The sequence below is a fragment of the Solimonas sp. K1W22B-7 genome (genome assembly GCF_003428335.1).
In the GTDB taxonomy this organism is placed as follows: Bacteria; Pseudomonadota; Gammaproteobacteria; order Nevskiales; family Nevskiaceae; genus Solimonas_A.
Window position 1 is genome coordinate 620035 of record NZ_CP031704.1, and the last position, 23165, is coordinate 643199.

Genomic DNA, 23165 nt, shown 5'->3' on the forward strand with positions numbered 1-23165 from the left:
ACCGCTTAGTCAAAAAACCGCGGCTTCGGCCGCGGTTTTTTTATGCCCGTCGTATAACCTGATCGCCATGAACATCTGGGTAGACGCCGACGCCTGTCCCAAGGTCATCAAAGAGATCCTCTTTCGTGCAGCCCTGCGCAAGCAGCTGGACCTGGTGCTGGTGGCCAACCAGCCGCTGGCGGTGCCCAGCCAGCCCGGCGTGCGCTCGGTGACGGTGCCGCATGGCTTCGACGTGGCCGACAAGGCGATCGTCGAATGGCTGCAGCCCGGCGACCTGGTGATCACCGCCGACATCCCGCTGGCGGCCAACGCGGTGGAGAAGGGCGCGCAGGCGATCAATCCGCGCGGCGAGCTGTACACCCGCGAGAACGTGCGCCAGGCGCTGAGCGTGCGCAACTTCATGGACGAGCTGCGCGGCTCGGGCGTGCAGACCGGCGGACCGCCGGCGCTGGGACTGCGTGACCGGCAGGCGTTTGCGGCGCAGCTGGATCGACTGCTGGCGAGGGTGCCGGCGCGGAAGATCGGCGCGTGAAGCTGCTCGCTCTGCTCCTGCTGCTGCCCGCGAAAAATACGGAGTTCCGTTAGGTCATTACCTCTGCCTGCGATAAGATATTCGTCAGGAGGATTGCGTCCGGATTTCGCTGTTGTCTCCGCCAGTCATGTAGCCCGGCCTCGCGTAGCGAAGCTGGGCTTTTTATTGAGAGAGCCACCACTGAACCGTTCATCCCGAGTGCCGCGTAGCGGCGTATCGAGGGACGCACAAAGCCGGGGTGCCGGCGATTACGCCGGTCAGGAGCCGCGGGTCTTTGGTGGTTTATTTCGCCCAAGGGCGAGTTACTTCTCTTTGTTATACGACAAAGAGAAGTAACCAAGAGAAAACGTACCCTTGTATCGGCGCCCCGCTCACGCGGGGTGCCCCGCACAGTGGTCGGTCGCTGAGGGGTCGGACACACAGGCCATCCATGGCCTGTGTGTCCTCGGCCGGACGTCCTGTCCGGCTCGACCCCTGCGCCCGACCCCTGTGCGGGCGCCGCTACGAGGGAACCCGGAACATCAAAAGCATTCGCTCGTGCTCATCAAGACTGGGGCTACTTCTCTGGTGTAGGGTTCAAACCTTCGGACCAAGGAAACACAGCCATGAAACAGGTCTACATCACCGGCCACGGTGGCCCGGAGAAGCTGCAGGTTCGTGAGTCGCCGGACCCCACGCCTGGTCCCGATGAACTGCGTGTGCGCGTACGCGCCACCGGCATCAACTTCGCCGACATCATGGCGCGCCAGGGGCTTTATCCGGATGCGCCGAAGACGCCCTGCGTGGTCGGCTACGAGGTCTCCGGCAGGGTCGATGCGGTGGGCTCCGGCGTCGAGGCTTCCTGGGTCGGCAAGGATGTGTTTGGCATGACGCGCTTCGGCGGCTACTCCGATACGGTGGTGGTGCCGCTGCGGCAGATGTTCGACAAGCCCGCGAGCCTCAGCTACGAGCAGGCGGCGGCGATTCCGGTGAACTACCTGACGGCCTGGCAGCTGCTGGTGGCGGCGGGTTCGCTGTCGGCGGACGAGACAGTGCTGATCCACAACGCCGGCGGCGGGGTGGGGCTGGCGGCGATCGACGTCGCGCGGCATATCGGTGCGACGATCTACGGCACGGCCAGCAAGGGCAAGCACGAGTTCCTCAAGAGCCGCGGCCTGCACCAGGCGATCGACTACCGCACGCAGGACTGGCCCAAGGAACTGCACCGGCTCACCGAAGGGCGCGGCGTGGAACTGATCACCGATCCCATCGGCGGCACCCATTGGAAGAAGAGCTACAAGGCCCTGCGCCACAGCGGCCGCCTGGGCATGTTCGGCATTTCGGTGGCCACCGAGTCGGGGTTGTTCGGGCCACTGAAGTTGCTCAAGGCGGTGGGCGGCATGCCGCTGTTCAATCCGGTGAGCCTGATGAACGACAACCGCGGCGTGTTCGGCGTGAACATGGGACACCTGTGGCACGAGACCGAGAAGATCCGCGGCTGGATGGAGCAGCTGATCCAGGGTGTGAGCGATGGCTGGGTGCGGCCGCATGTGGACCGGACCTGGCCGCTGGCGCAGGCCGGCGAGGCGCAGGCCTATATCGAGTCCCGCGGTAACATCGGCAAGATCGTGCTCACCGCCTGAAGCATGGAACGCAGGGAACCCAGTCTTGAAACCGAAGCAAACCCGCCGCTGCGCGCCGCGCGCAGCGAGCCTGTAGTGGCGCCCCGTCCGCGCCGGCGCAAGGGTGGCCTGCGCCGCTGGTTCTGGGGGCTGCTGCTGTTCGTCGTGCTATTCGTGCCGGTGACGGTGCTGCTGCTGCGCTGGCTGCCGCCGCCGGTCACCGCTTTCATGCTGCAGAGCCCGAAACACCCGGTGCAGTACGACTGGGTGCCTGCCTCGCAGATCGCCGAGGTGGCGCGCAAGGCGGTGGTCGCTTCGGAGGACCAGAAGTTCTGGGACCACAACGGTTTCGACCTGGAGGCGATCGAGAAGGCGCGGGCGCACAACAAGCGCTCCAAGAAGCGCCGCGGTGCGTCCACGATCAGCCAGCAGACCGCCAAGAACCTCTATCTGTGGTCGGGCGGCGGTTACTTCCGCAAGGGCGTGGAGGCCGGCATCACGCTGCTGATGGAAGCGACGTGGCCGAAGCAGCGCATCCTGGAGGTGTATCTCAACATCGCCGAGTTCGGCCCGGGCATCTATGGCGTGGAGGCGGCCGCGCAGGCCTACTTCAACAAGCCGGCGTCCAGGCTCAACGCCAACGAGGCGGCGCGGCTGGCGGCGGTGCTGCCCAGCCCGCGGCGCTGGAGCGCCAAGGCGCCAGGCGCCTACGTGCAGAAGCGCGTGCGCTGGATCATGGGCCAGATGGGCTACGGCGCCCGCGTCGCCGAGCCGGAACCGCCGCCACCGCTGCCGGGTGAGCCGGTGGAGCCGGAGGGCTTGTTCGGGGGCGATGCGCCGGCGGGCGGGGAGACGCCTGCGACCGGTGAGCTGCCGGTGGATGCTCCGGTCGGTGAGGGCGAGGTGCCGCCGCCGGTCGATGCGCCGGTGCAGAGCGAGCCGGTGCCATCGGAGGCTCCGCCTGTGGCGGAGCCGGCGGTGGAGTCGGCGCCGGTGCCGTAGAAGCGGGCCGCCTGATTTCCCCCTCTCCCGCTGGCGGGAGAGGGTAGGGTGAGGGTGGTGCATCGGCGGTCACGCACTTCGCCTCCGGTTGAAGGCTCCACCCTCACCCCAGCCCTCTCCTGCCAGCGGGAGAGGGGGCTAAGACCTGAGCGGGATTTTTTCTACTCCGCCCCCGCCGGATTCTCCGTCAACCGATACCGCGACGTGAACAGCAGCATCGGCACCGCCAGGCAGCTGACCCAGGCGATCAGGATCAGGGCGTCGTTGTAGGTCAGCACGCTGACCTGGCGCTCGATGCGCATCGACAGTTCCACCAGCGGCATCGGCAGCTCGCGCGACCAGCCGCCGTGTTCCACCACGAAATCGCGCACCGGTGCGCGCGACAGGCTCAGCGACTCGGTGAGGTTCTGCTCGTGCACCGCGCGGCGCCAGAAGATGATGGTGTTGATCGAGGCCAGGCCCAGCGCGCCGCCGAGGTTGCGCATCAGGCTGTACATGGCGCTGGCGTTCTTCAGCTCGTTCATCGGCAGCGTGCACAGCGACAGCGTGGAGCAGCACACCAGCGCCAGCATGAAGCCGGCACCGCGCAGGAACTGCGGCAGCGCCAGTTCGGCGAAGCCGGTGTCGGCGGTGAGATCGGTCATCATCCAGCTGCCGATCGCGACCAGCAGCGCCCCGATCGCGAACAGCAGGCGCATGTCGTAGCGCCGCGTCAGCCGTGCCGCGAAGGGGGCCGCCATGAACATCGAGATGCCGCCGATCATCAGCGTGTTGCCGATCTGCTGCGAGGTGAAGTCGCGGATCTGGCCGAGGAACACCGGCACGATGTAGTTGGTGGCGAACAGCGCGATGCTCAGCAGCAGCGCGGCGATGTTGGCCCAGAGGAAGTGGCGGTCGCGGAACGGCCGCAGGCTGACGATCGGGTTGTCGTGCGTGGTCACGCGGTGGAAGAACAGCAGGCCCGACACGACGCAGACCGTGGCCCAGGTGGTGATCGTCCCGTCGTCCAGCCAGTTGTGCCCGGGTCCTTCCTCCAGCACCCATTGCATGGAGCCCAGGAACAGCGCCATGTAGCAGCTGCCGCGCAGGTCGATGCTGCGCCACAGCGCCCAGTCGGGCCGGTCGATGCGCACCAGCTGCCACACCAGCAGCGCCACCAGCAGGCCCGGCAGGAGATTGATCAGGAACAGCCAGTGCCAGGAGGTGGCGTCGGTGATCCAGCCGCCGACGATCGGGCCCAGCACCGGCGCCGTGCTCATGGTGATGCCGGCCACCACCTGCGGCACCAGGCGTTTCTTCGGCGAGGGGAACAGCGCGTACATCGCCGCGAAGGAGCAAGGGATCATGCCGCCGCCGAGGAAGCCCTGCAGCGCGCGGAACAGGATCATCGACTCGATGCTCCAGGCGGTGGCGCAGAGGGCGCTGGCCAGGGTGAAGCCGAGCACGCTGACGGTGTAGTAGATCCGTGTCGACATCAGCCGCGTGAGATAGCCCGACAGCGGAATCGCGATGACCTCGGCGATCAGGTAGGCGGACTGCACCCAGCCCAGCTCGGTGGCGGTGGCGGACAGGCCCGCCTGGATCTGGTTGAGCGAACTGGCGACGATCTGGATGTCGAGGAAGGCCATGAACGCCCCGAAGCTCATGGCGATGAAGCCGAACCAGGCGCGGCGTTCCTCCGGCGTCAGCGCGCTGCGGGGCTCCTCCTGCGGGAGGCTCACCGACTCGGCGGGGGTGCTCATGGGAGAGGCGGGATCATCGTGAAGGGAGTATTGCTGCCGGTTTCAGGCGGCGAATCCCCCGATGCGATGAGAAAACCCAGCATCCCTCTCCCGAGGGGAGAGGGGTGCTAAACGCAAAACACCCGGCGCGAGGCCGGGTGTTTGGGATGCGAAAGAACAATCAGTTCCGATACCCCTTCACCTTGACCTTGAAGGTGGTGGCCGGCCCCGGAGTGGGCGCGGTCTTGGTCTTCAGCTCGTAGTTGGGCGGGTCCAGTTCCAGTTCCAGCTTGTGGAACAGGCGCGCCATCGACAGGGCGATCTGCACCTCGGCCAGGCTCTTGCCCAGGCAGGTGTGCGGGCCGCGGCCGTAGGGCGAGTAGACGCCGGGCTGCATGTGCTCGGCGCGCGGCTTGGCGTAGCGGTCGATGTCGAACTTCTTGACGTTGGGCCAGTACTCTTCCATGAAGTGCGGCACGCTGGTGGCGATGTAGATCATCTCGCCGGCGCGGATCTGGTGGCCTTCGAACACGAAGTCCTTGGTCGCGGTGCGCATCTGCGCCACGGCGATCGGGTAGAGGCGCATGGTCTCCATGATCGCGCCGTTGAGCGAGGGCAGCTTCTTCAGCAGGCCTTCCTCGTCCACCGTGCCGGCGGCGAACAGTTCGTCCACTTCCTTGAGCACGCGCGCCTTCACGTCCGGGTTCTTCAGCACCGTGTAGGTGATGGCGGCGGTGGTGTTGGCGACGGTGTCGAGGCCGGCGACGTAGGGGCCGGTCAGCGTCACGATCAGATCGGAAGCCGGCATCACGTCCGGCTGCGTCAGGTGCGCATGGTAGATGTCGTCGATCAGGTTGCGGTCTTCTTCCTTGATCGTCTTGGAGCGGGCCTTGGCCTGCTCGATCATCTTCTGGCCCAGCTCGAACACGCGCGACTTGGCCTTCTTGTACTGCGGGTTCTTCAGCAGGATCTTCGGGCGCTGGCGCGTCACCAGCACGTTGAGGATGTGCAGGATGGTGGTGCGGATGTCCTTGACGTACTCCAGCGGCGCGGCGCCGGTGAGGATCGTGCCGAGCTGGTCCACGACCAGGTACTGCATCGCGGGCAGCACGTTCACCGACGTGCCCACCGGCCAGTCGCGCTTGAGCGCGCCGTCGGTGATGGCGACCAGCTCGTTGTAGCGGCCCTTGATCGATTCGCGCGAGTAGCCGCTGCGCATGATGTCGCGCAGCTGCTTGTGCGACTCGCCGTCCTCGCCGGTGAGCATGCGGGTGGCGCCGTACTCGGCGACCAGGCCCTCCCAGAATTCCTTGGAGCGCAGGCTTTCCTTGCCCTCGCGGGTGCCGAGGAAGTTGGCGGCTTCGACGCCGGCGATCACGCAGTACTGGTTGCCCAGGACGTTGACGCGGAACACCGGGCCGTACTTGCGGTAGTTGTCGACGAAGAACTGCGCGGGGTCCTTGGCCATGCCAAGCACGCTGCCCAGCAGGGGCAGGCCGGGAACCTGCGGCGTGGGGCGCAGTTCTAGCGAGGGGGAGGCAGTGGACACGGGGTTTCCTCGAATCTAATGGTCATGGGTGGACAGGGTTCCACCAGGGTGGCGTATTGGTACCAAACCGGGACCGGGGCGAATTCATCCGCCCGGAGTAGGCGCTATGCGGATTCCAGGGCTGTATGCTGTAAAAAGCAGGGAAAGCCACGAAAGAATCGGCATTCAGACCGCATTGCGGCCCGGGGGGACGGGGATGGAGCAGGTCGACGAGATCCACCAGGCCAGGCAGCACCGGCGGTTCTGGCAGCGACTGCCCGCCGCCCTGGAGGGGCAGTTCCGCGAGTCCCAGCGGGCGCGCTACCGCTACCCGCGCGCAATATTCTTCCTGGTGGCCGCCCTGGCCTTTGGCCTGGCGCCGGTCTACGAGGCCGACCTGCTGTCCCCTTCGGCGGGCTTCCGCCCGCTGTTCCACCTGATCCAGTTCGGCTTCATGGTGCCGCTGACCCTGGCGGCCAGCATCCTGACCCTGGCGCCGGTGCCGCTGGCCCTGCGGCGCTGGGCCCAGGTGCTGGGTGTGCTGGCCTTCGTCGGCGGCGTGCTGCTGCTGCGCTACCACGCCTTGCGCGGCGAGCTGACCTATCCCAGCGAGATGCTCGGCATCGTCGTCATCGCGGTGTCGCTGTTCGGCGGCTTCTCCTCGCGCCGCGTGGTGCTGCTGGGCGGTGGGCTGATGGTGGCGGGCATCTGGGTGGAACTCAATGCGCCCAATGGCTACACGCCGGAGCTGGATGCACTGAGCCTGTTCTACATGGCGCTGATCGCGGTGCTGGGCTCGCTGACGCAGGAGTGGCAGGCGCGCTCGGCCTGGATCAACCACCGCTATGTCACCGCGCTGGTGCGCACCGACCTGCTCACCGGCCTGTCCAGCCGCAGCGAGTTCAACCACCTGTTCCCGCGCCTGCTGGCGATGGGCCGCCGCGAGTTGAAGCCGCTGGCGGTGGTGTTCCTCGACATCGATCACTTCAAACTCATCAACGATCGCTATGGGCACCTGTACGGCGACGAGGTGATCCGCCGCGTCGGCCGCTCGCTGGCGCTGCACTACGCGCGGCGTCCCTGGGACCTGTGCGCGCGCTTCGGCGGCGAGGAGTTCGTGCTGGCCTGCTACGACGCCGACCTGCGCAGCCTGCAGAGCCAGGTGGCGGAGCTGCTGCAGGCGGTGCGCGGCCTGCAGCTGCAGGCGCCGGAAGGCGGTGGACCGGTGTCGATCAGCGCCAGCGCCGGTGCGATCTGGATATTGCCGATCGAAGAGAGCGTGGAGCAGGTGCTGGGCCAGGCCGACGCGCTGCTGTACCGCGCCAAGGAGACGGGGCGCAACCGCGGCTGCATCGCCCGCGCCGGCGCGCTGGCAGACGTGATCGAGATCGCCTGACATGCAGGGCCGTCGCCGCAGGGATCGGAGCTGAGGCTTTTCCGCCGCGCCGGCCTCGGGCACCATGAGCCCGGGGAAGGGGGATCAGCGTGCCGGACATCAGCTACCAGTTCGTCTTTCGCGACGGCAGCAGTCACCGCATCGACGTGGACCTGGAGCGTGGCGCAACCGCTGCGCCAGCGCCGGAGTGGACGCGACTGGAGTTCCGCCGCTGTCCCAACTGCCCCTTGCCGGCCGAGGCCGGCGCGCGCTGTCCGCCGGCAGTGGACCTGGCTCCCGTGGTGGGCGCCTTCGCGAAAATGATCTCCCACGAGCAGGCCCAGGTGCTGGTGCACACGCCGCAGCGCGTGGTCGGCCGCGACTGCCAGGTGCAGGATGCGCTCAGCTCCGTGGTGGCGCTGATCATGGCGACGAGTCTGTGCCCGATCCTGGGCCGCATGCGCGGCCTGGCGCGCACGCACCTGCCGTTCTCGACCATGGAAGAGAGCCTGGTGCGCGTCGCCGGTGCCTACCTGCTGGGCCAGCTGCTGGTGCAGCGCGAGGGCGGCGAGCCCGACTGGACGCTGGAGGGCCTGAAGGCGCACTACGCGCAGCTGGAGGTGCTCAACAAGGCCTTCAAGAAGCGCATCGATGCCGCCGCCGTGCAGGACGCGACGCTCAACGCAGTGAGTGCCCTGGGCGTGCTGTCGATGGGTGTCGGCCTGTCCGTGGACGACCAGCTGGCGGAGCTTGCAGCGTACACGGTGCCGGGCGAAAGGCCGTTCCGCTGAGATTCAGTGCGGCGCGCGCAGCACCAGGCATCGCTCCTATCCGCTGGCCACAACCGCCGAACCAGGACGCGCGCGCAGGCGCTGCATCCAGTCGCCGAGCCGGGGCAGGGCCGTGGTATCGATGGCGATCCCCAGGCTCGGAAACAGGGTCACGCGGGTGAACAACGCCAGGTCCGCGAAGCTCAATTGTTCGCCGGCGATCCAGGGACGGGAGGCAAGCTCCTGATCGATTTTCTGCAGCCTGGCAGCCAGGATGCTGCGCGCATGTTCTGCGCTGCTGTCGAAGCGTGGTTGCCCCTGCAGCACACTGCGCAGCCAGTCCACATGGCTGATGCTTACGCCGGGGGGAATCCAGGTGTCGAGCGCATCGGGGGAAATCTTCTGGTCCAGCAGGGCTGGCCGCACGCAGTGCAGCCAGTACAGCGGCCGGAATTCCTTGTGCATCCCGGCATCGAAGGCCAGCCACATGCGTACGCGCGCCAGCGCCAGTGCTTCCCTCGGGAACCAGGGCGTATCGCCCGCCAGGCTTGCGAGATATTCGGCGATGGTTCCGGAGTCGTAGAGCACACGTTCACCATGCTCCAGGATCGGCAGTTCGCCGAAGGGATTGAGCCGGAGTGCATCAGGCGCCTTGTGCGCCAGCCGGCCGAGATCCACCTCCCGGCTTGAAAATGGCAGGCCCAGCTCGATCAGGAGCCATCGCAGGCGTGCGCACTCCGGTGCGCTGGCGTACTCATGCAGCACCAGGCCGTCGATCGCTGGCGCCCTTGCGATGCTTGGACGCGGCCGCGTCACGCCTGCCGCTGGCAGCACCAGGCCGTTGGCGGGCTTCTTCAGCGGCGGACGTGCTCGTTCGTCCCCGGCCCACCCCGTGCCGAGCCTCAGCAGCAGACGGAGCAAGGACAGGCCCAGCCGCGTGCCCATGCTGCGCTCAGCCGGTGCGCGGGCAACTTCACGCGCGATCCAGGGCAGCAGGCCGATGCGCGCCAGGCGCAGCACGGCGCGATCCTGGGGCGTCTGCGTGCGTGGAAAGCTCGGACGGCACTCCAGGCGCTGCATCCAGGCATGCGTGCGCGGATAGCGGTCGGCAGCGATCCGCAGGCCGATGTAGGGATACATGGCCACGCGCGGATAAATGGAAATCTCCGCCTGGCTGAAGCCATTCCCCACCAGGAAGTCGCTCGCCTGCAGGGCCGTTTCCACCTTGTCCAGCCAGCCGTGAAGGCGGGCTTCGGCCTGCAACTGCTCAGTCGGGGTCAGCACTGCCAGGTTCCAGACGCGACGCTCCCAGTCGAGATCGGCGGGATTTTCGGTAGAGCGCGCGGCCACGGCCAGCGCCTCGTCCAGGCTGTACTTGAGCCGCAGCATGGGGCCGATCAGGCGCTGGTACATCAGCGGCCGATAGTCTTTCGCCATGGCCTGTTCGGCGGCTTGCCACATGCGCACCTGCGCCAGCTGCCAGGGATCGTCCGGGTACAGCGGCTGCTCCGCAAAGAGATCGTCGAGATACTGGGTGATGACGTTCGACTCCCAGATCACCCGCTCGCCATGCGCCAGTGTCGGCACCAGGCCGTTGGGGTTGATCGCCAGGTATTCGGGCGACCGCTGCTCCATGCGCGACAGGTCGATGGTCTGCGTATCCCAGTCCAGGCCCTTCTCCAGCAGCGAGATGCGCACGCGACGGGCGCAGGGCGAGCCGCCGAAATCGTAGAGCAGCAGGCCGTGGCGGTTGGACGGGTGCCGGGTGATTTCGCTCTGCATGTTGCTTTCTCCAGGGTGGCCGGAATCCGCAATGCCGGCTCTATCGGCGAGGATTATCTATTAACTGATAAAGTTGTCAATTACGATCAATGTATCTATATTCAAGACGAAGCACCATGGAGTACCCGCATGCCCCAGCCGTCTCCCGCTCCGGTAGCGCCGCCTCGCAGCGCGGCTGCGCCCTATGACCTCGTCGTGATCGGCGGCGGCAGCGGCGGCGTGGCCGCGGCACGGCGCGCGGCTGCGCACGGCGCGCGTGTCGCCCTGGTCGAACAGGGCCGCTTGGGGGGCACCTGCGTCAACGTGGGCTGCGTGCCGAAGAAACTGATGTGGTACGGCGCACAGATCGCGCGAACGCTGCGGGAGGCCGCGGGTTACGGCTTCCGTCTCGATGGGGGCATGCACGACTGGGCCGCGCTGGTGGCGGCACGCGAGCGCGTGGTGGCGCGGCTCAACGAGGTCTATGCGGGGATGCTGGAACGCTCCGGCGTCGAAGTGCTCAGCGGGCGGGCGACGCTGGCGGACGCCCGTCACGTGCGGATCGGTGAACGCAGTCTCGCGGCGGCCCAGGTGCTGATCGCCACCGGCGGCCAGCCCTGGCGTCCGGCGCTGCCGGGCAGCGAACGGGGCATCGATTCGGATGGCTTCTTCCGGCTGCAGGAGCGTCCGGAGCGCGTACTGCTCATCGGCAGCGGCTACATCGCGGTGGAACTGGCCGGCGTGCTCGCCGCCCTGGGGTCCGTGGTGACGCTGGTCTGCCGCGACCGGCGCCTGCTCGGCCGCTTCGACGAACTGCTGGGCGAGAGCGTGGAGGAGGCCCTGCGCGATCAGGGAGTGACGCTGGTGACGGGTGCCGGCATCACGGGCCTCGCCGGCGGGGCCGGAAGCTACGAACTGGCGCTGACGGACGGCCGCCAGCTGGGAAAATTCGATGAGGTCATCTGGGCCACCGGGCGCCGGCCGAACGTCGAAGACCTCGGGCTGGAAGCGCTGGGCCTGTCGCCGCGGGCCGGCATCGTCACCGATCATCGCGAGTTCACCGGCGTCGCCGGCCTTTACGCCGTCGGAGACTGCACCGGCGAACACCTGCTGACGCCGGTGGCCATTGCCCGCGGCCGGGCCTTGGCGGACCGGCTGTTCGGCGGTCATGCGGAGGCGCAGGTGGAGTTGGACCTGATCCCGTCCGTGATCTTTGCGCACCCTCCCCTGGCGACCGTCGGCCTCAGCGAGGCGCAGGCGCGCAGCCGCTACGGCGAAGCCGTGAAGGTCTACAGCTCCCGTTTCGCACCGCTCTACTACGGCCCGCTGGAGCACAAGGTACAGGCGCGCATGAAGCTGGTCTGCGAGGGAGCGGAGGAGCGCGTGGTGGGCCTGCACGTCGCGGGCGACGGTGCCGACGAGCTGTTGCAGGGCTTCGCCGTGGCGCTGCGCATGGGGGCCTGCAAACGCGATTTCGACCGCACGATCGCGATTCATCCGACGGTGGCGGAAGAGCTGGTGACCCTGCGCTGAATGCGCGCGGATTCAGCACTGCATCTTAGAGTCGGGAGACGAATTCATGGTTCAGTTGATCAGTAGCGATGCTGCCGTTGCCGGAATGCGGGGTCTGCACCTGTTCCACCACGGCATGTCGAGTTGTTCGCAGCGTGTCCGCATCGTGCTGGAGGAAAAGCAGGCCGGATGGCACAGCCACATCGTGGACCTGGCGAAGGACGAGAACGTGACGCCGGAATACCTCGCCATCAATCCGAAGGGATTGGTGCCGGCGCTGGTGCACGATGGCATCGTCCACATCGAGTCCATGGACATCATCGCGTACCTGAACCGCGAACTGCCCGGACCGGATCTCGGATCCGGCGATCCAGGATTGCAGGAATGGATCAGCCGCTGTGACTCGATCCAGCCGGCCATCAAGACGGCGTCCTTCGAGTTTCTCTTCAAGCCCAAGCAGAAGAAGTCGGAGAGGCAACTCGCCCACTACGAAAGACTGGCGGCCAGCAACCCTGGCCTGCTGGCCTTTCACCGGGCCTTCTCCACGGCCGAAGGCTTGCATCGTTCGAAAATTTCAGGCGCCGTTGAAGAACTGGTCACGGCGGTCAGCACTCTCGACGCGCATCTGAACGGCCGGGAGTGGATGGTCGGCGATCGTTTCGGGATGGCCGATGTGGTGTGGATGGTGAACGCGCACCGGCTGGCATTGATGGGGTTTCCCGTGGAGTCATTTGCCAGTTATGCCGACTGGTCTCGCCGGGTAGCGCAACGCGATTCGTACCGCCAGGGCCTGGTGCGCTGGGAACCAGCCGTTCTCAGGTATTTCTGGCGTCTGTACACCCGCTATCGGCACAGCAGCGGCTCTGGTTTCCGCAGCTACATGTAGCTGATGCAATGGCCCCAAGGAGCAGCATCGCCCGGTATCGGTATCGGCCCTTTGATATCACGACCCGGACCGGCGCGATGCTGCTCCCCAGTGCTCTTCTTCCCCGTTAGCCGAGCGGCTTCCCGTCCAGGCTGAACGGGAACGGGAATCTGCCCAGCACCTGTCGGGCGGCATCGGCCGGGGTACCCACCGCCAGCTGGACGTCGACCACCAGGCCGCGGGACCTGTCGTCGGCGACGGCGACGTCCACGAAGCCCACCTGGGCTTCGCGCAGCGCGCACTCCAGCGCCTCCCGGGTCTCCCGATGTTTCAGGGACGGCTTGAAGATCTTGCCCACGGCGGTCAGCGGCATTTGCTCGATGATGCGCACCTGCCTGGGCAGTGCGGCGCGCTCGCTGATTTCGTGCTTCAGGAACTCCGCGAGCTCGGCCTCGGTGGCCTGGTGCCCGGCGCGAAGCTGCACGTAGGCCACGGGCAGTTCGCCGGCGTGCGCATCGGGCCGCCCCACGGCCGCGGCGATCTCCACGGCCGGATGGCGATGCAGGGGCTCCTCGATGGTCAGCGGATCGATGTTGTGGCCGCCGCGGATGATCAGTTCCTTCTTGCGGCCGGTCAGGTAGAAGTAGCCCTCGGCATCCTGGCGCGCCAGGTCGCCGGTATTGAGCCAGCGCTGCCCGTCGCCGCTGTCCACCCACAGGCCCTGGTTCTGGGAGGCTTCGCGGTAGCCGCTGAAGACATTGGGGCCGGACAGCAGCAGGACGCCGACCTCGTCCACCGCGCAGTCGCGCTCGTAGCGGCCTTCGGCGTCGAGGACGACGGCTTTCATCGCCTGGCCGGGGATGCGCAGGCCGATGGAGCCCAGGCGCCGCTCCCCGAGCGGCGGGTTGACGCTGCTCACGCAGGTGGCTTCCGTCAGGCCGTAGCCTTCGAGAATCCTGAGGCCGGTGCGCTCCTGGAATGTGCGAAATACCTCGACGGGCATCGGCGCCGCGCCACAGAGGCCGTACTCCAGCGAGGAGACGTCGTGGTCGCCGATCGGGACTTGCAGCAGGGCGGCGTAGAGCGTCGGTACGCCGCTGAAGAAATTGACGCGGTGCCGCTCGATGATCTCCCAGAAGCGCGGCACCAGCCCGGTGGCCCGATAACCCTGCGGGGAGCCGAGGATGACGTGGGCACCCCGCGAAAAGGGCAGCAGGCCGGTGACCAGTACGCCGTTGACGTGGAACAGCGGCAGGCCGCAGAAGGCGACCTTGCCCGGGCCGATGCCGCCGCCGAGGAACTGGCCCGCGCTCCAGGCATTGGCGACCTCGTTGCGATGCTGCCTGACGGCGATCTTGGGCAGGCCGGTCGTGCCGCCGGTGCAGAAGTAGGAGGACGTGTCCTCCGGCCGGATCACGCGCGGGCTGACCAGGCAGGTGCCATCCTGACGAATGACATTGTTCCGGAAATCATGAACGCGAATGGCGGCGGGAACTGCCCGGCGCAGGCCGCGCAGGCCGTGCATCCGGATTTCCTCGCGCTTCTGCAGCACCCGGGCCAGCGGCCCCTTCAGGCCGCGAACCCGGTCGGCCAGGTTGACCAGTACCAAATGCCGCAGCCGCGGCAGCTTCGGCAGGATGCCGCAGAGCTTGGGCCAGAGATCCGTGCCGGGGAAGGGCGCCAGCGTCACCAGGATGCTGGTGCCGGCGGCGTTCAGCAATTCGGCGATCGCCGGCGCTTCCAGCAGGGGATTGATGGCGAAGACGATGCCGGCCGCCTCTCCACCCCAGATCACGAAATGGGTCTCCGGGAGGTTGGGCAGGACGAAGGCGATGACGCTGTCCTTGGTCGCCCCGAGCTCGTGGAAGAAATTCGCCGTCCGGTGAATGCCCATCATCAGGGAGCGGTAGGACAACACCTGCGGCTTGATGTGCTCGTCGGTCGTCAGGAAGAAGCTCAGCGCCGGCGCTGCGGGATCGAGCTGCGCACCGCGTCGTATCATTTCGTAGGTGCTGCCCGGCAGGTCGGCGGGCAGTCCGCTCGCCTCGATCGCCTCGACGTCGGCCAGCGTTGCGATCCCTTGCATGGCTCAGGCCTCGGCGACGATGCGGTTGCGCTGCATGCCCAGGTCGACTAGCCCATCCGCGCTGCGGATGGACGCTTCGACGACGTCGCCAGGCTTCAGGTACTGCGTGCGCTGCGACTGCAGCTTGAAGAAGATCTGCCACTTCTTCTTCTCCGGCAGCAAGGCGCCGAGCTTCTGTTTGGCCGGGGAGGGGATCGACAGCGCGCAGCCCGCCGGGGTGCCGGTCGCCAGCAGGTCGCCGGGCTCGAAGTCGTGTACGCCGGACAGCTCGGTCAGTGTCTCGGCCGGGCCGTAGACCAGGTTCGCCGTCGTGTCCTGCTGCCGCGCTTCGCCGTTGACGGTGAGCCTGAGTTGCAGGCTCTTCAGCGCAGAGATGCTGCTGGCGTCGAGCAGCGTCAGATGCGGCCCCACCGGGCCGAAGGTCCTGAAGCTCTTGCCCTTGTAGAACTGCATCTGCGGAATCTGGATGTCGCGCGCGGAGTAGTCGTTCACGATCACGGCACCGGCGACGTACTCGTGCAGGTTGGCGTCGGTCACCTGCACCGGGCCGTGGATCGGCTTGCGCAGGATCAGGCCCAGCTCGATCTCGTAGTCGAGGAATTGCACGGACCGCGGCTTCAGCACTTCGCTGTTGGCCGGCACGATGCAGCTCGGCGCCTTGGTGAAGATCATGTTGTAGCTCTTCACGTCCGGGTCCATGCCCGACTCGATCATGTGCTGGCGGTAGTTGGCGCCCTGGCAGACGAACTGCTGGTTGCCGGTCACCGGCGAGAGGACACGTACCTGGGACAGTGCCAGGTCGCCGCCGCCGAGGGACTTGAGCGAGGCCAGGCTGTGGCTGCGGATGAAGTCACCGGTGGTGGCGTACTCGCCGGTGATGGGGCTGACACGGCCTTCCCGCAGGACGCCCCATTGCGTGCGGCCCTGGTAGTCGAAGCGGATGACGTTGATGGACATGATCGGATCTCGGTGAAGAATCGGTGGGCGTGGGCCCGAGGATGGGTGGGCAGGCTTCGAGTGAACTGAAAGGTAGCTGCCTGCCGCCAGGCCCGTCAGCGCCTTGAGCAGCTTGCGTCGGCTGAGGCGGGGTGCGTCAGGCATCCCTAACCGAACAGCCTCGCCAGCGTCAGCAGCTTGCGCAGCGACAGGTCGGGGCTGCGCCGGAGATTGCGGACCAGGGCAACGAGCTTGGCAAAGCTGAGCCTGGGCTTGGTGAAGCTCGCGGGCATCGGTGGTCCCCATTGGGCCATCGCATCGCGGCTGACCGGGTGGTGGCCGGTGGGGCGGCTGGCCGTGAACAGGTCGCCGTCGCAGTAGTGTTCGTGCTTGTCGCCCCAGGGATCCTGCCAGTAGTCGAAGATCTGGCTGCCGAGGATGTGGCGGCCGATGCCCCAGGCATGGCGCCAGCCGCGCTCGCGCAGCACACGCTGCCCCATGCCGACGGCGTCGGCATCGATCACTTCGAAGGCGCTGTGGCTGTACAGGGCGGCAAAGCCCTGGGCCAGCGCCAGCGTGTGATGGTCGGCCGGCGTCTCCCCCAGGTCCAGGCGCAAGAAGCTCACGGCGGGTGACCCATCGGGCAGCAGTTGCACGTCGCTCGGAATGAATCCGAAGTGCCGGGTGTACCAGGCGCTGGTGGCCTGGTAGTCCGCCACTTCGAGCACCACGTGCCCCAGCTTGAGGATCTCGGGCGGCAGCGGCGACGGCCGCTGCGTCTGGTTGATGCGGCGGCGATCCCCGGCGAGGTTGAAGTGGATCGGGCCCCGATGGGGCAGTTCATGGGCGGCGGTCTGACCCGCGATGGCCTCCACGCGAAAGCCGGAGGGGTCCGTCAGCTCCACCCGCTTGCCGCCGCCCGGCCAGGTCACCGGCCGGACCGGGCTTGCGCCGGGCAGGCCGGACAGCCGTTCCAGGTCCGCATGGCCATCGACGAGCAAGCCGAAGCCGCGGAAGCAGGCCCGTGGACCGCGGTGCACCCGGTAGCAGTAGGGCGCCGGCCCCGCCGCGCGCATGAACAGGACGTCCTCCGTGCGGCTGACCCGCTCCAGGCCGAAGTCCCTGAGGAAGCGCTCCGTCCGCTCCAGGTCCGGGCGCTCGAACACCAGGTAGGCCAGCGCCTGCGCCCTGACCGTCGGCGAGGGATGGCGGGCCGGCTGAGGGGTGGTCATGGGAGTCGTTCCCGGGGTGGACATCGCCTTCTCCTGATCGGTACATCAACACTGCGTAAAGTTACCATAACTGATAAAGTTGTCAATTATGGTGAATTGCTCTATTTTGAAATGGCCCATTCGACCGGTGCCTGCCATGCCCTCCCCTGAATCAGCCCTCCCGGCCTTCCAGCCCCTGTCACCCCGGCAGGTGCGGCGCAATTTCGCGCTGCCCCGGCGCTGGTTCGCTCCGGAGTTCCTGGGGCTGTGGGAACTGGACCTGCGGCGGCCCGCGCTGTTCGTCGGCAATCACACCCTGTTCGGCCTGACCGACGCACCGCTGATGATCGAGCACCTGTACACGCAGTACGGCGTGATGCTCCGTGGGCTGGGCGACCGCGGACATTTCCAGGTGCCGTTCTGGGGCGATTTCCTGGTGCGCAACGGCATGGTCCTGGGCACGCCGGAGAACTGTGCGGCGCTGATGCGCAGCGGCCAGCACGTGCTGGTGTTTCCCGGCGGTGGGCGCGAGGTGATGCGGCGCAAGGGCGAGGCCTATCGCCTGATCTGGAAACAGCGCAGCGGCTTCGCGCGCCTGGCCATCGAGCATGGCTACGACATCATCCCGTTCGGATCCGTGGGGCCCGACGAGAGCTACCGCATCCTGCTGGATGCCAGCGACATCCAGGCTTCGGCGCCCTGGCGCTGGCTGTCCCGGCGTTTGCCGCTGACGGAATTCACCCGTGGCGGCGACATGATCCCGCCGCTGGCACGCGGCCTGGGCCCGACGCTGCTGCCACGCCCGCAGCGCTACTACTTCGGCTTCGGCCAGCGCATTGCCACAGCGCATCTGCAGGGCCGCGAAGGTGACAAGGAGGTCGTCTGGGAGCTGCGCGAACAGGTCGCGCGCGCCGTGGAGCAACAGATCGGCCGGCTGCTGCGCTATCGAGCCGAGGATCGCCTCCAGACCTGGAGTCTGCTGCGCCGCTGGCTGGCGCCGCTGCAGGTCTGAGCGCTCCACGTCTTCTCACTACTCAACGGGATTTTCGATGAACGACAAGATTTCCATCGCCGAAACGGCCTTGCCCGAACAGGTTTCCGTCCTGGTGGTGGGTTACGGCCCGGTCGGCGCGGCCATCGGCTGCCTGCTCGGCCGCCAGGGCGTGCGAACGCTGATCGTCGACAAGGCCAGCGACATCCTGACGCAGCCGCGAGCGATCGCACTGGACAACGAGGCCCTGCGCATCCTGCAGATGGTGGGCCTGGACGAGCAGGCGTTCGAGCGGGTGGCGATTCCCGAGGTGCGCATGCACTCGCCGCTGCTGGGTCAGTTTGGTCGCGTCAACAGCGCGGGAAGCATCGACGGCCACCCCAAGCTGGTGACCTTCTTCCAGCCGGAGCTGGAGGCGGCCCTGCGCCGCCAGGTCCGGGCGCTGGACTCCGTGCGAACGGCCTGCGGCGTGGAGTTCCTGGACTTCGTCGATGACGGCAAGGGCGTCACCGTCAGGCTGCGCGACGCTGACGGGGTCGATCACCGTGTGCGCGCCGATTTTCTCGTTGCCGCGGACGGCGCGTCCTCGCTGGTGCGGCGCATGATCGGCCAGGATTTCGGTGGGGCGACCTATCCCGAAGACTGGCTGATCGTCGACGCCCTCAACGTGCCGAAGCCGATCGATCACATCGAGTTCATCTGCGATCCGAAGCGGCCGATCCCGCACATGCCTGCGCCGGGCCAGCGCGAGCGCTGGGAGTTCATGCTGGCCCCCGGCGAGACGCGCGAGCAGATGGAGACCGACGAGCGCATCGGCGAGCTGCTCAGGCCCTGGGGCGACCTGGGCCAGATGAAGATCGAGCGCCGCGCGGTGTACCGCTTTCACGCACGCTGCTGCGACAGCTTCCGCAAGGGACTCGTATTCCTCGCCGGCGACGCGGCGCACATCACGCCGCCTTTCGTCGGGCAGGGCCTGGTCGCGGGCCTGCGCGACGCCGCCAACCTCTGCTGGAAACTCGCCGCCGTGGTGCAGGGCAAGGCCTCGCCCGCGATCCTCGACAGTTATGACCAGGAGCGCCGCCCGCATGCGCGGGCCATGATCGGGCTGGCCAAGCTGATGGGCAGCCTGGTGATGCCGCGCAACTCGCTGGTCGCGCTGCTGACCCATGGCAGTGTCCGCCTGCTGCGCCTGCTGCCGCCACTGCGTCGCTTCCTGGACGACCTGGGCATCAAGCCGAAGAACCGCTTTGCCAAGGGCCTGTTTGCCCGGGGGCATCGCCAGCTGGAGCGAGGGGGCCAACTGCCCCAGGGCCTGGTGCGCAACTCCCGTGGCGACGTGGTGCTGAGCGACACGCTGCTTGACGGGGGGCCGACCCTGGTGGGCTTCGGTCTGCATCCGCGCAGCACGCTGAACAGTGCGCAGCGCCAGGCCTGGGAAGCCGCCGGTGGGCGTTTCGTCCAGATCTGCCATCGCAGCCAGGTCCTGCACAAGGGCGAGGGCGCTGCGGAAGACCTGCAGGGGGCCTTGCTGCCGGGCGCCGCGCCCTTCGGCTGGGTCGCAGTCGTGCGACCGGATCGCGTGGTCCTGCATGACGGTCCGGCCGCGGAGGCGTCGCGCATCGTCCATGAGTCGCTGGTCTTGCTCGGCGCTCATTGCGGCAGCCATTCGATCACGAAGCAGACCCAGGGGAGATCTCACGCATGAACCGCATTGTCGCAACGGCCGGGGCCGGTATTCTGCTCGCGGCCCTGGCATCGACGCCCGCGCGGGCACTGGATTTCGATCTGCCCGTCGGATCCGGGGACGGCATCAGCGCCGTGCTCAACACCAGCGTTACGGTAGGCGCCGGCCTGCGCATGCAGGATCCCGCGTCCGACCTGATCGGCAAATCCAATCTCGATCCGCAGGTCTGCACCGGCCCCAACGGTGCCTACCAGAGCTGCCAGAGCCTGTTCAGGACCCAGGTCTTCCCGGCCGAAAGGCTGGCCGCCGCTCCCGGCGCCGCGTCTCTCAACAATGATGACGGCAACCTCAACTATCGGCGCGGCGATCTGTTTGCCGCACCGGCCAAGGTCACCAGCGACCTGACGCTGAGCTACGGCAGGATTGGATTCTTCGCGCGGGCGCTGTATTTCTACGATTTCGTCAACAACGATTTCCGTGAGTACCATCCGAACCGCATTACCTCGGACAATTACCTGCAGGTGGGCCGGGAGGCCCCCTCGGCGCCGTTGCCGCCGACGGATATCGGAGCGCTGCTGAGGAACCCGGCCGCGCTGCTCACCGGCGTGATTGCGAGCCGACCCTGGGGCCAGCCCGGCGCCAACGGTGGCCGCCTGGTGTACGGGCCGGGCGCGGTCGTGCGCAACCGGCGCAGCGATGGCGAAACGCTGCGCCAGATCGGCACGGACCTGCAGCTGCTGGATGCCGTGCTGTTCACCAAGCTGCCGCTATGGAGCGACAAGGAGCTCACCGTCAAGCTCGGCCGCCAGACCGTGAACTGGGGCGAGAGCACCACGCTGGTGCTCAACAGCATCAACCAGGTCAACCCGGTCAATGCCAACAACTACACCCGCATCGGCCGCACCGTGGAGGAGGTGTTCACGCCGGTGGGGATGGTGTTCGCGAGTTTCGATCCCTTCGAGAACGCAACGCTGGAAGGCTTCTACCAGCTCGAGTGGCAGAACGTGGAAGGCCACGCCCCGGGCAGCTATTTCTCCGACCTGGACATCGGCACCGACAATGCCGGAAGCACGGTCAGCATCAGCCCCGGCAATCTGGCCGAAGACCCGGACCGTCGCGCCACGCCGCTCGATTCGACGCTGACCGGCCTGAGCAATACCACTTCGACGATCCGTCGCCTGCGGGACGAAGAGCCGTCGGCCTCGGGCCAGTTCGGCCTGGCGCTGAAGTACTACCTCGAATCGGTGGGCAGCGGGATCGAGCTGGGTGCGTACTTCATGAACTACCACTCGCGCTTGCCGGTTGCCAGCGTCTACGCGACCCAGGCGAGTTGCGCGCGCCGGGAGGGGAACCTGCTCGGCATCGATGCCCGCGACCTCGTCAGCTTCCTCGCGGTCTGCAGCGATGTCCCCTTCCTGCATGCGCTGACCCACCCGCAGCAGCCGGAGGCCCAGTACGCCACGGACAGTGGGGCCCCGCTGGATACGGCGCGCCTCCAGCTGGAATACCCGGAGAACATCCAGCTCTACGGCTTGAGCTTCAATACGACGATCGGTGATTTCTCGATCCAGGGCGAGGTGGCCTACCGTCCGAATCTGCCCTTGCAGGTCGATCTGCAGGACCTGGCTTTCGCCGCCCTCGGCCCCACGCTCACGCGCTGTCATGACCGCAGCGTCGGCTGCCTGGGTTCGGCGGAACTCGCCAACATCGGTATCGGCTACGCCGAGGACGGCATGGCAACCCTCTATGGTTCCAGCGACTTCGTCGACGCCAGCGGCGCAACGCCGTATCCGGATCTCATCAATGTCGGCATTGGCCACATCCCGGGCTCGGCGCGCGCCTTCCCCAGCTTCGTCACCGCCTACCGCGGTGGCCAGGTCGGTGAGAACACGCCCTGCGCGGCCACGATGACGGATGCGGACTACCATCCCGGCATCGACTGCTACGTGCGCGGCTACGAGCGTTTCGATGTCTACCAGTTCAACTTCGGCACCACGCGGGTCTATGGTCCGCAGGACAACCCGTTCGCCGCCGACCAGATCATCCTGGTAAGCGAGTGGGGCGCGACCTGGGTGCCGGGGATTCCGGCGCTGGACCAACTGCAGCTCGAAGCCCCGGGCACCTACTACCACGCCAGTGCCGGTGCTGACGGCTCCGGCGCAGACGGATCCCGCCAGGCCTGCTCGCTCAATCCGGCCTGCAGCGTTGGAGCGGATGGCATCCGCTTCAACCCGCATCAGGAAGACCTGAAGGGCTTTGCCGACGAATGGTCGTGGGGCTATCGCGTGATCGGCCTGTTCACCTACGAAAACGTGCTGCCCTCGATCGGTCTGCGGCCGACGCTGATCTGGTCGCAGGACGTGGGCGGCACCTCGCCGGGGCCTGGTGGCAACTTCGTGGAAGGCCGCAAGCAGGCCGACCTGATGCTGGAGACCCGCTACAAGGACGCGCTGTCCTTCACGGTCGGCTACACCTGGTTCACCGGCGGCGGGCGCTACAACCTGATGCGCGACCGTGACTACCTGCAGTTCTTTGCGCGCTATCAGTTCTGATTCCCCGATTCTCCGGTCCCGGCGTCCCCCATTTCTCCTCATGGCAGAGCCGCCGGATGCTTTCCCGAGGGTGTCCACTCCCCCTCGGGAGCTTTTTATACGGTCAGATCTCTGATTAAATGATCAGAGTTGTTATGGAGTAACTCGAAATCAAAATTCACTGGAGCACCTGATGGCCACCCCGTCTGCGCCTCGGAAACCCAAGCGCAATGCCGCCCCTGCCAAGGTCAAAGCCAAGGCCAAGGCAAGCAGCAGCGCTGATGCAGCGCCGACGGAACGCGAGCCTCGAGGGGCGCGCCGCAAGCGCGAAACCCGCGCGAAGCTGCTGGATGCCGCGTTCCGCCTCATGGCCGAACGGGGCATGGAAGGCGTGGCCATCAACGAGATCACGGAGGCGGCAGACGTTGGTTTCGGGTCCTTCTACAACCACTTCGAGTCGAAGGAGTCGATCTACGACGCCCTGATGAACCTCGTCTTCGAGGATTTCGCCAAGGCCCTTGGCGAACTGGTATCCGACGTGGATGACCCGGCAAAGGCAGTCGCCTTCAGCGTGAGGCATACCGTCATGCGCGCGCGACGCGAACCGGTCTGGGGTCAATTCCTGCTGCGAGAGGGCTACTCGGCCCGAGTGCTGACGCGCGGTCTCGGCCAGTTCATGATGCGTGACCTGGCCCGGGGTGTGGCGGCCGGGAGGTTCAAGGCTCCGGATCTGTTCCTTGCCTTCGTTGCTGTCGGGGGTACGGTACTCGCCGCCATTTCGGCGGAGCAACAAGCCGGGACCGAGAAGAGCCCGCAGGCCGCCTTGCTGAAGCAAATGGGCATGAGCGTGGGGGATATCCCCGAACGGACCGCGACGATGATCATGGGAATCCTGGGGCTGCCGCCCAAGGAGGCTGCCAGCATCGCACGGCTTCCGCTCCCTGCAGTTTCAACGAAAAGCGGGATTTCGCCGGTACGATAGAAGGCGCGAGATGGGGTCACGGACAGGGATTGCCCATCGCGGCAGCGATCGAGCTTTGCGATCAACGTGAGCTTCGC

General features: G+C 66.9%; 16 protein-coding genes and 1 pseudogene. 11 read left to right on the forward strand and 6 right to left on the reverse strand.

Annotated features, from left to right (window positions below):
* The first annotated feature begins 67 nt into the window (after nucleotides 1-67).
* From D0B54_RS03095 to mtgA, 3 genes and pseudogenes are all read left to right on the forward strand, one after another.
* On the forward strand, nucleotides 68-532 hold the full coding sequence (locus D0B54_RS03095) for a YaiI/YqxD family protein (protein WP_117289072.1): 465 nt from the start codon (nucleotides 68-70) through the stop codon (nucleotides 530-532).
* 605 nt (nucleotides 533-1137) lie between these two features.
* Nucleotides 1138-2154, forward strand: coding sequence for a synaptic vesicle VAT-1 family membrane protein (locus D0B54_RS03100; protein WP_117289074.1), 1017 nt, complete (start codon nucleotides 1138-1140; stop codon nucleotides 2152-2154).
* A 75-nt stretch (nucleotides 2155-2229) separates the two neighbouring features.
* Nucleotides 2230-2883: pseudogene (mtgA, locus tag D0B54_RS03105) on the forward strand (monofunctional biosynthetic peptidoglycan transglycosylase); the annotation flags it as partial.
* A gap of 413 nt (nucleotides 2884-3296) precedes the next feature.
* On the opposite strand, the gene D0B54_RS03110 reads toward mtgA, so the two are convergent.
* Both D0B54_RS03110 and D0B54_RS03115 read right to left on the reverse strand, forming a co-directional pair.
* On the reverse strand, nucleotides 3297-4877 hold the full coding sequence (locus tag D0B54_RS03110) for a DHA2 family efflux MFS transporter permease subunit (protein WP_117289078.1): 1581 nt from the start codon (nucleotides 4875-4877) through the stop codon (nucleotides 3297-3299).
* Nucleotides 4878-5037: 160 nt separating this feature from the next.
* Complete coding sequence (locus D0B54_RS03115; protein ID WP_117289080.1) at nucleotides 5038-6405, reverse strand: cytochrome P450; 1368 nt, start codon at nucleotides 6403-6405, stop codon at nucleotides 5038-5040.
* A 196-nt stretch (nucleotides 6406-6601) separates the two neighbouring features.
* Here D0B54_RS03115 and D0B54_RS03120 point away from each other — a divergent pair, with 196 nt between their 5' ends.
* Together D0B54_RS03120 and D0B54_RS03125 are read left to right on the forward strand one after the other, a co-directional pair.
* Complete coding sequence (locus tag D0B54_RS03120) at nucleotides 6602-7780, forward strand: GGDEF domain-containing protein (RefSeq protein WP_162932158.1); 1179 nt, start codon at nucleotides 6602-6604, stop codon at nucleotides 7778-7780.
* Between the two features lie 89 nt (nucleotides 7781-7869).
* Entirely contained in the window at nucleotides 7870-8550 is a 681-nt protein-coding gene (locus D0B54_RS03125) for a DUF6901 family protein (protein WP_117289084.1), read from the forward strand.
* A gap of 36 nt (nucleotides 8551-8586) precedes the next feature.
* On the opposite strand, the gene D0B54_RS03130 is transcribed toward D0B54_RS03125, so the two are convergent.
* Nucleotides 8587-10311 carry a glutathione S-transferase family protein gene (locus tag D0B54_RS03130; protein ID WP_117289086.1) on the reverse strand — a complete coding sequence of 575 codons (1725 nt, stop codon included), beginning with the start codon at nucleotides 10309-10311 and terminating at the stop codon, nucleotides 8587-8589.
* 129 nt (nucleotides 10312-10440) lie between these two features.
* On the opposite strand from D0B54_RS03130, the gene gorA reads away from it, so the two are divergent.
* Together gorA and D0B54_RS03140 are read left to right on the forward strand one after the other, a co-directional pair.
* Nucleotides 10441-11823, forward strand: a complete 1383-nt coding sequence (gene gorA / locus D0B54_RS03135) for a glutathione-disulfide reductase (protein WP_117289088.1) — start codon at nucleotides 10441-10443, stop codon at nucleotides 11821-11823.
* 46 nt (nucleotides 11824-11869) lie between these two features.
* Nucleotides 11870-12688 carry a glutathione S-transferase family protein gene (locus D0B54_RS03140; RefSeq protein ID WP_117289090.1) on the forward strand — a complete coding sequence of 273 codons (819 nt, stop codon included), beginning with the start codon at nucleotides 11870-11872 and terminating at the stop codon, nucleotides 12686-12688.
* 106 nt (nucleotides 12689-12794) lie between these two features.
* On the opposite strand, the gene D0B54_RS03145 is transcribed toward D0B54_RS03140, so the two are convergent.
* The 3 genes from D0B54_RS03145 to D0B54_RS03155 form a co-directional block, all read right to left on the reverse strand.
* Nucleotides 12795-14753 carry an acyl-CoA synthetase gene (locus tag D0B54_RS03145; protein ID WP_117289092.1) on the reverse strand — a complete coding sequence of 653 codons (1959 nt, stop codon included), beginning with the start codon at nucleotides 14751-14753 and terminating at the stop codon, nucleotides 12795-12797.
* Nucleotides 14754-14756: 3 nt separating this feature from the next.
* Complete coding sequence (locus D0B54_RS03150) at nucleotides 14757-15710, reverse strand: fumarylacetoacetate hydrolase family protein (RefSeq protein WP_117289094.1); 954 nt, start codon at nucleotides 15708-15710, stop codon at nucleotides 14757-14759.
* Between the two features lie 146 nt (nucleotides 15711-15856).
* A complete protein-coding gene (locus D0B54_RS03155; RefSeq protein WP_205527254.1) occupies nucleotides 15857-16921 on the reverse strand; it encodes a VOC family protein in 1065 nt (354 codons plus the stop codon).
* A 136-nt stretch (nucleotides 16922-17057) separates the two neighbouring features.
* Between D0B54_RS03155 and D0B54_RS03160 the strand changes: the two genes are divergently transcribed.
* From D0B54_RS03160 to D0B54_RS03175, 4 genes are all read left to right on the forward strand, one after another.
* A complete protein-coding gene (locus D0B54_RS03160) occupies nucleotides 17058-17912 on the forward strand; it encodes a lysophospholipid acyltransferase family protein (RefSeq protein ID WP_117289098.1) in 855 nt (284 codons plus the stop codon).
* A 37-nt stretch (nucleotides 17913-17949) separates the two neighbouring features.
* The gene (locus D0B54_RS03165) at nucleotides 17950-19596 is read left to right on the forward strand and encodes a bifunctional 3-(3-hydroxy-phenyl)propionate/3-hydroxycinnamic acid hydroxylase (protein WP_117289100.1); all 1647 of its coding nucleotides are present in this window, start codon (nucleotides 17950-17952) and stop codon (nucleotides 19594-19596) included.
* Nucleotides 19593-22127, forward strand: a complete 2535-nt coding sequence (locus D0B54_RS03170; RefSeq protein ID WP_117289102.1) for a DUF1302 domain-containing protein — start codon at nucleotides 19593-19595, stop codon at nucleotides 22125-22127. Before D0B54_RS03165 ends, D0B54_RS03170 begins: the two co-directional genes overlap by 4 nt.
* A 172-nt stretch (nucleotides 22128-22299) precedes the next feature.
* A complete protein-coding gene (locus D0B54_RS03175; protein WP_117289104.1) occupies nucleotides 22300-23088 on the forward strand; it encodes a TetR/AcrR family transcriptional regulator in 789 nt (262 codons plus the stop codon).
* The last annotated feature ends 77 nt before the right edge of the window (nucleotides 23089-23165 follow it).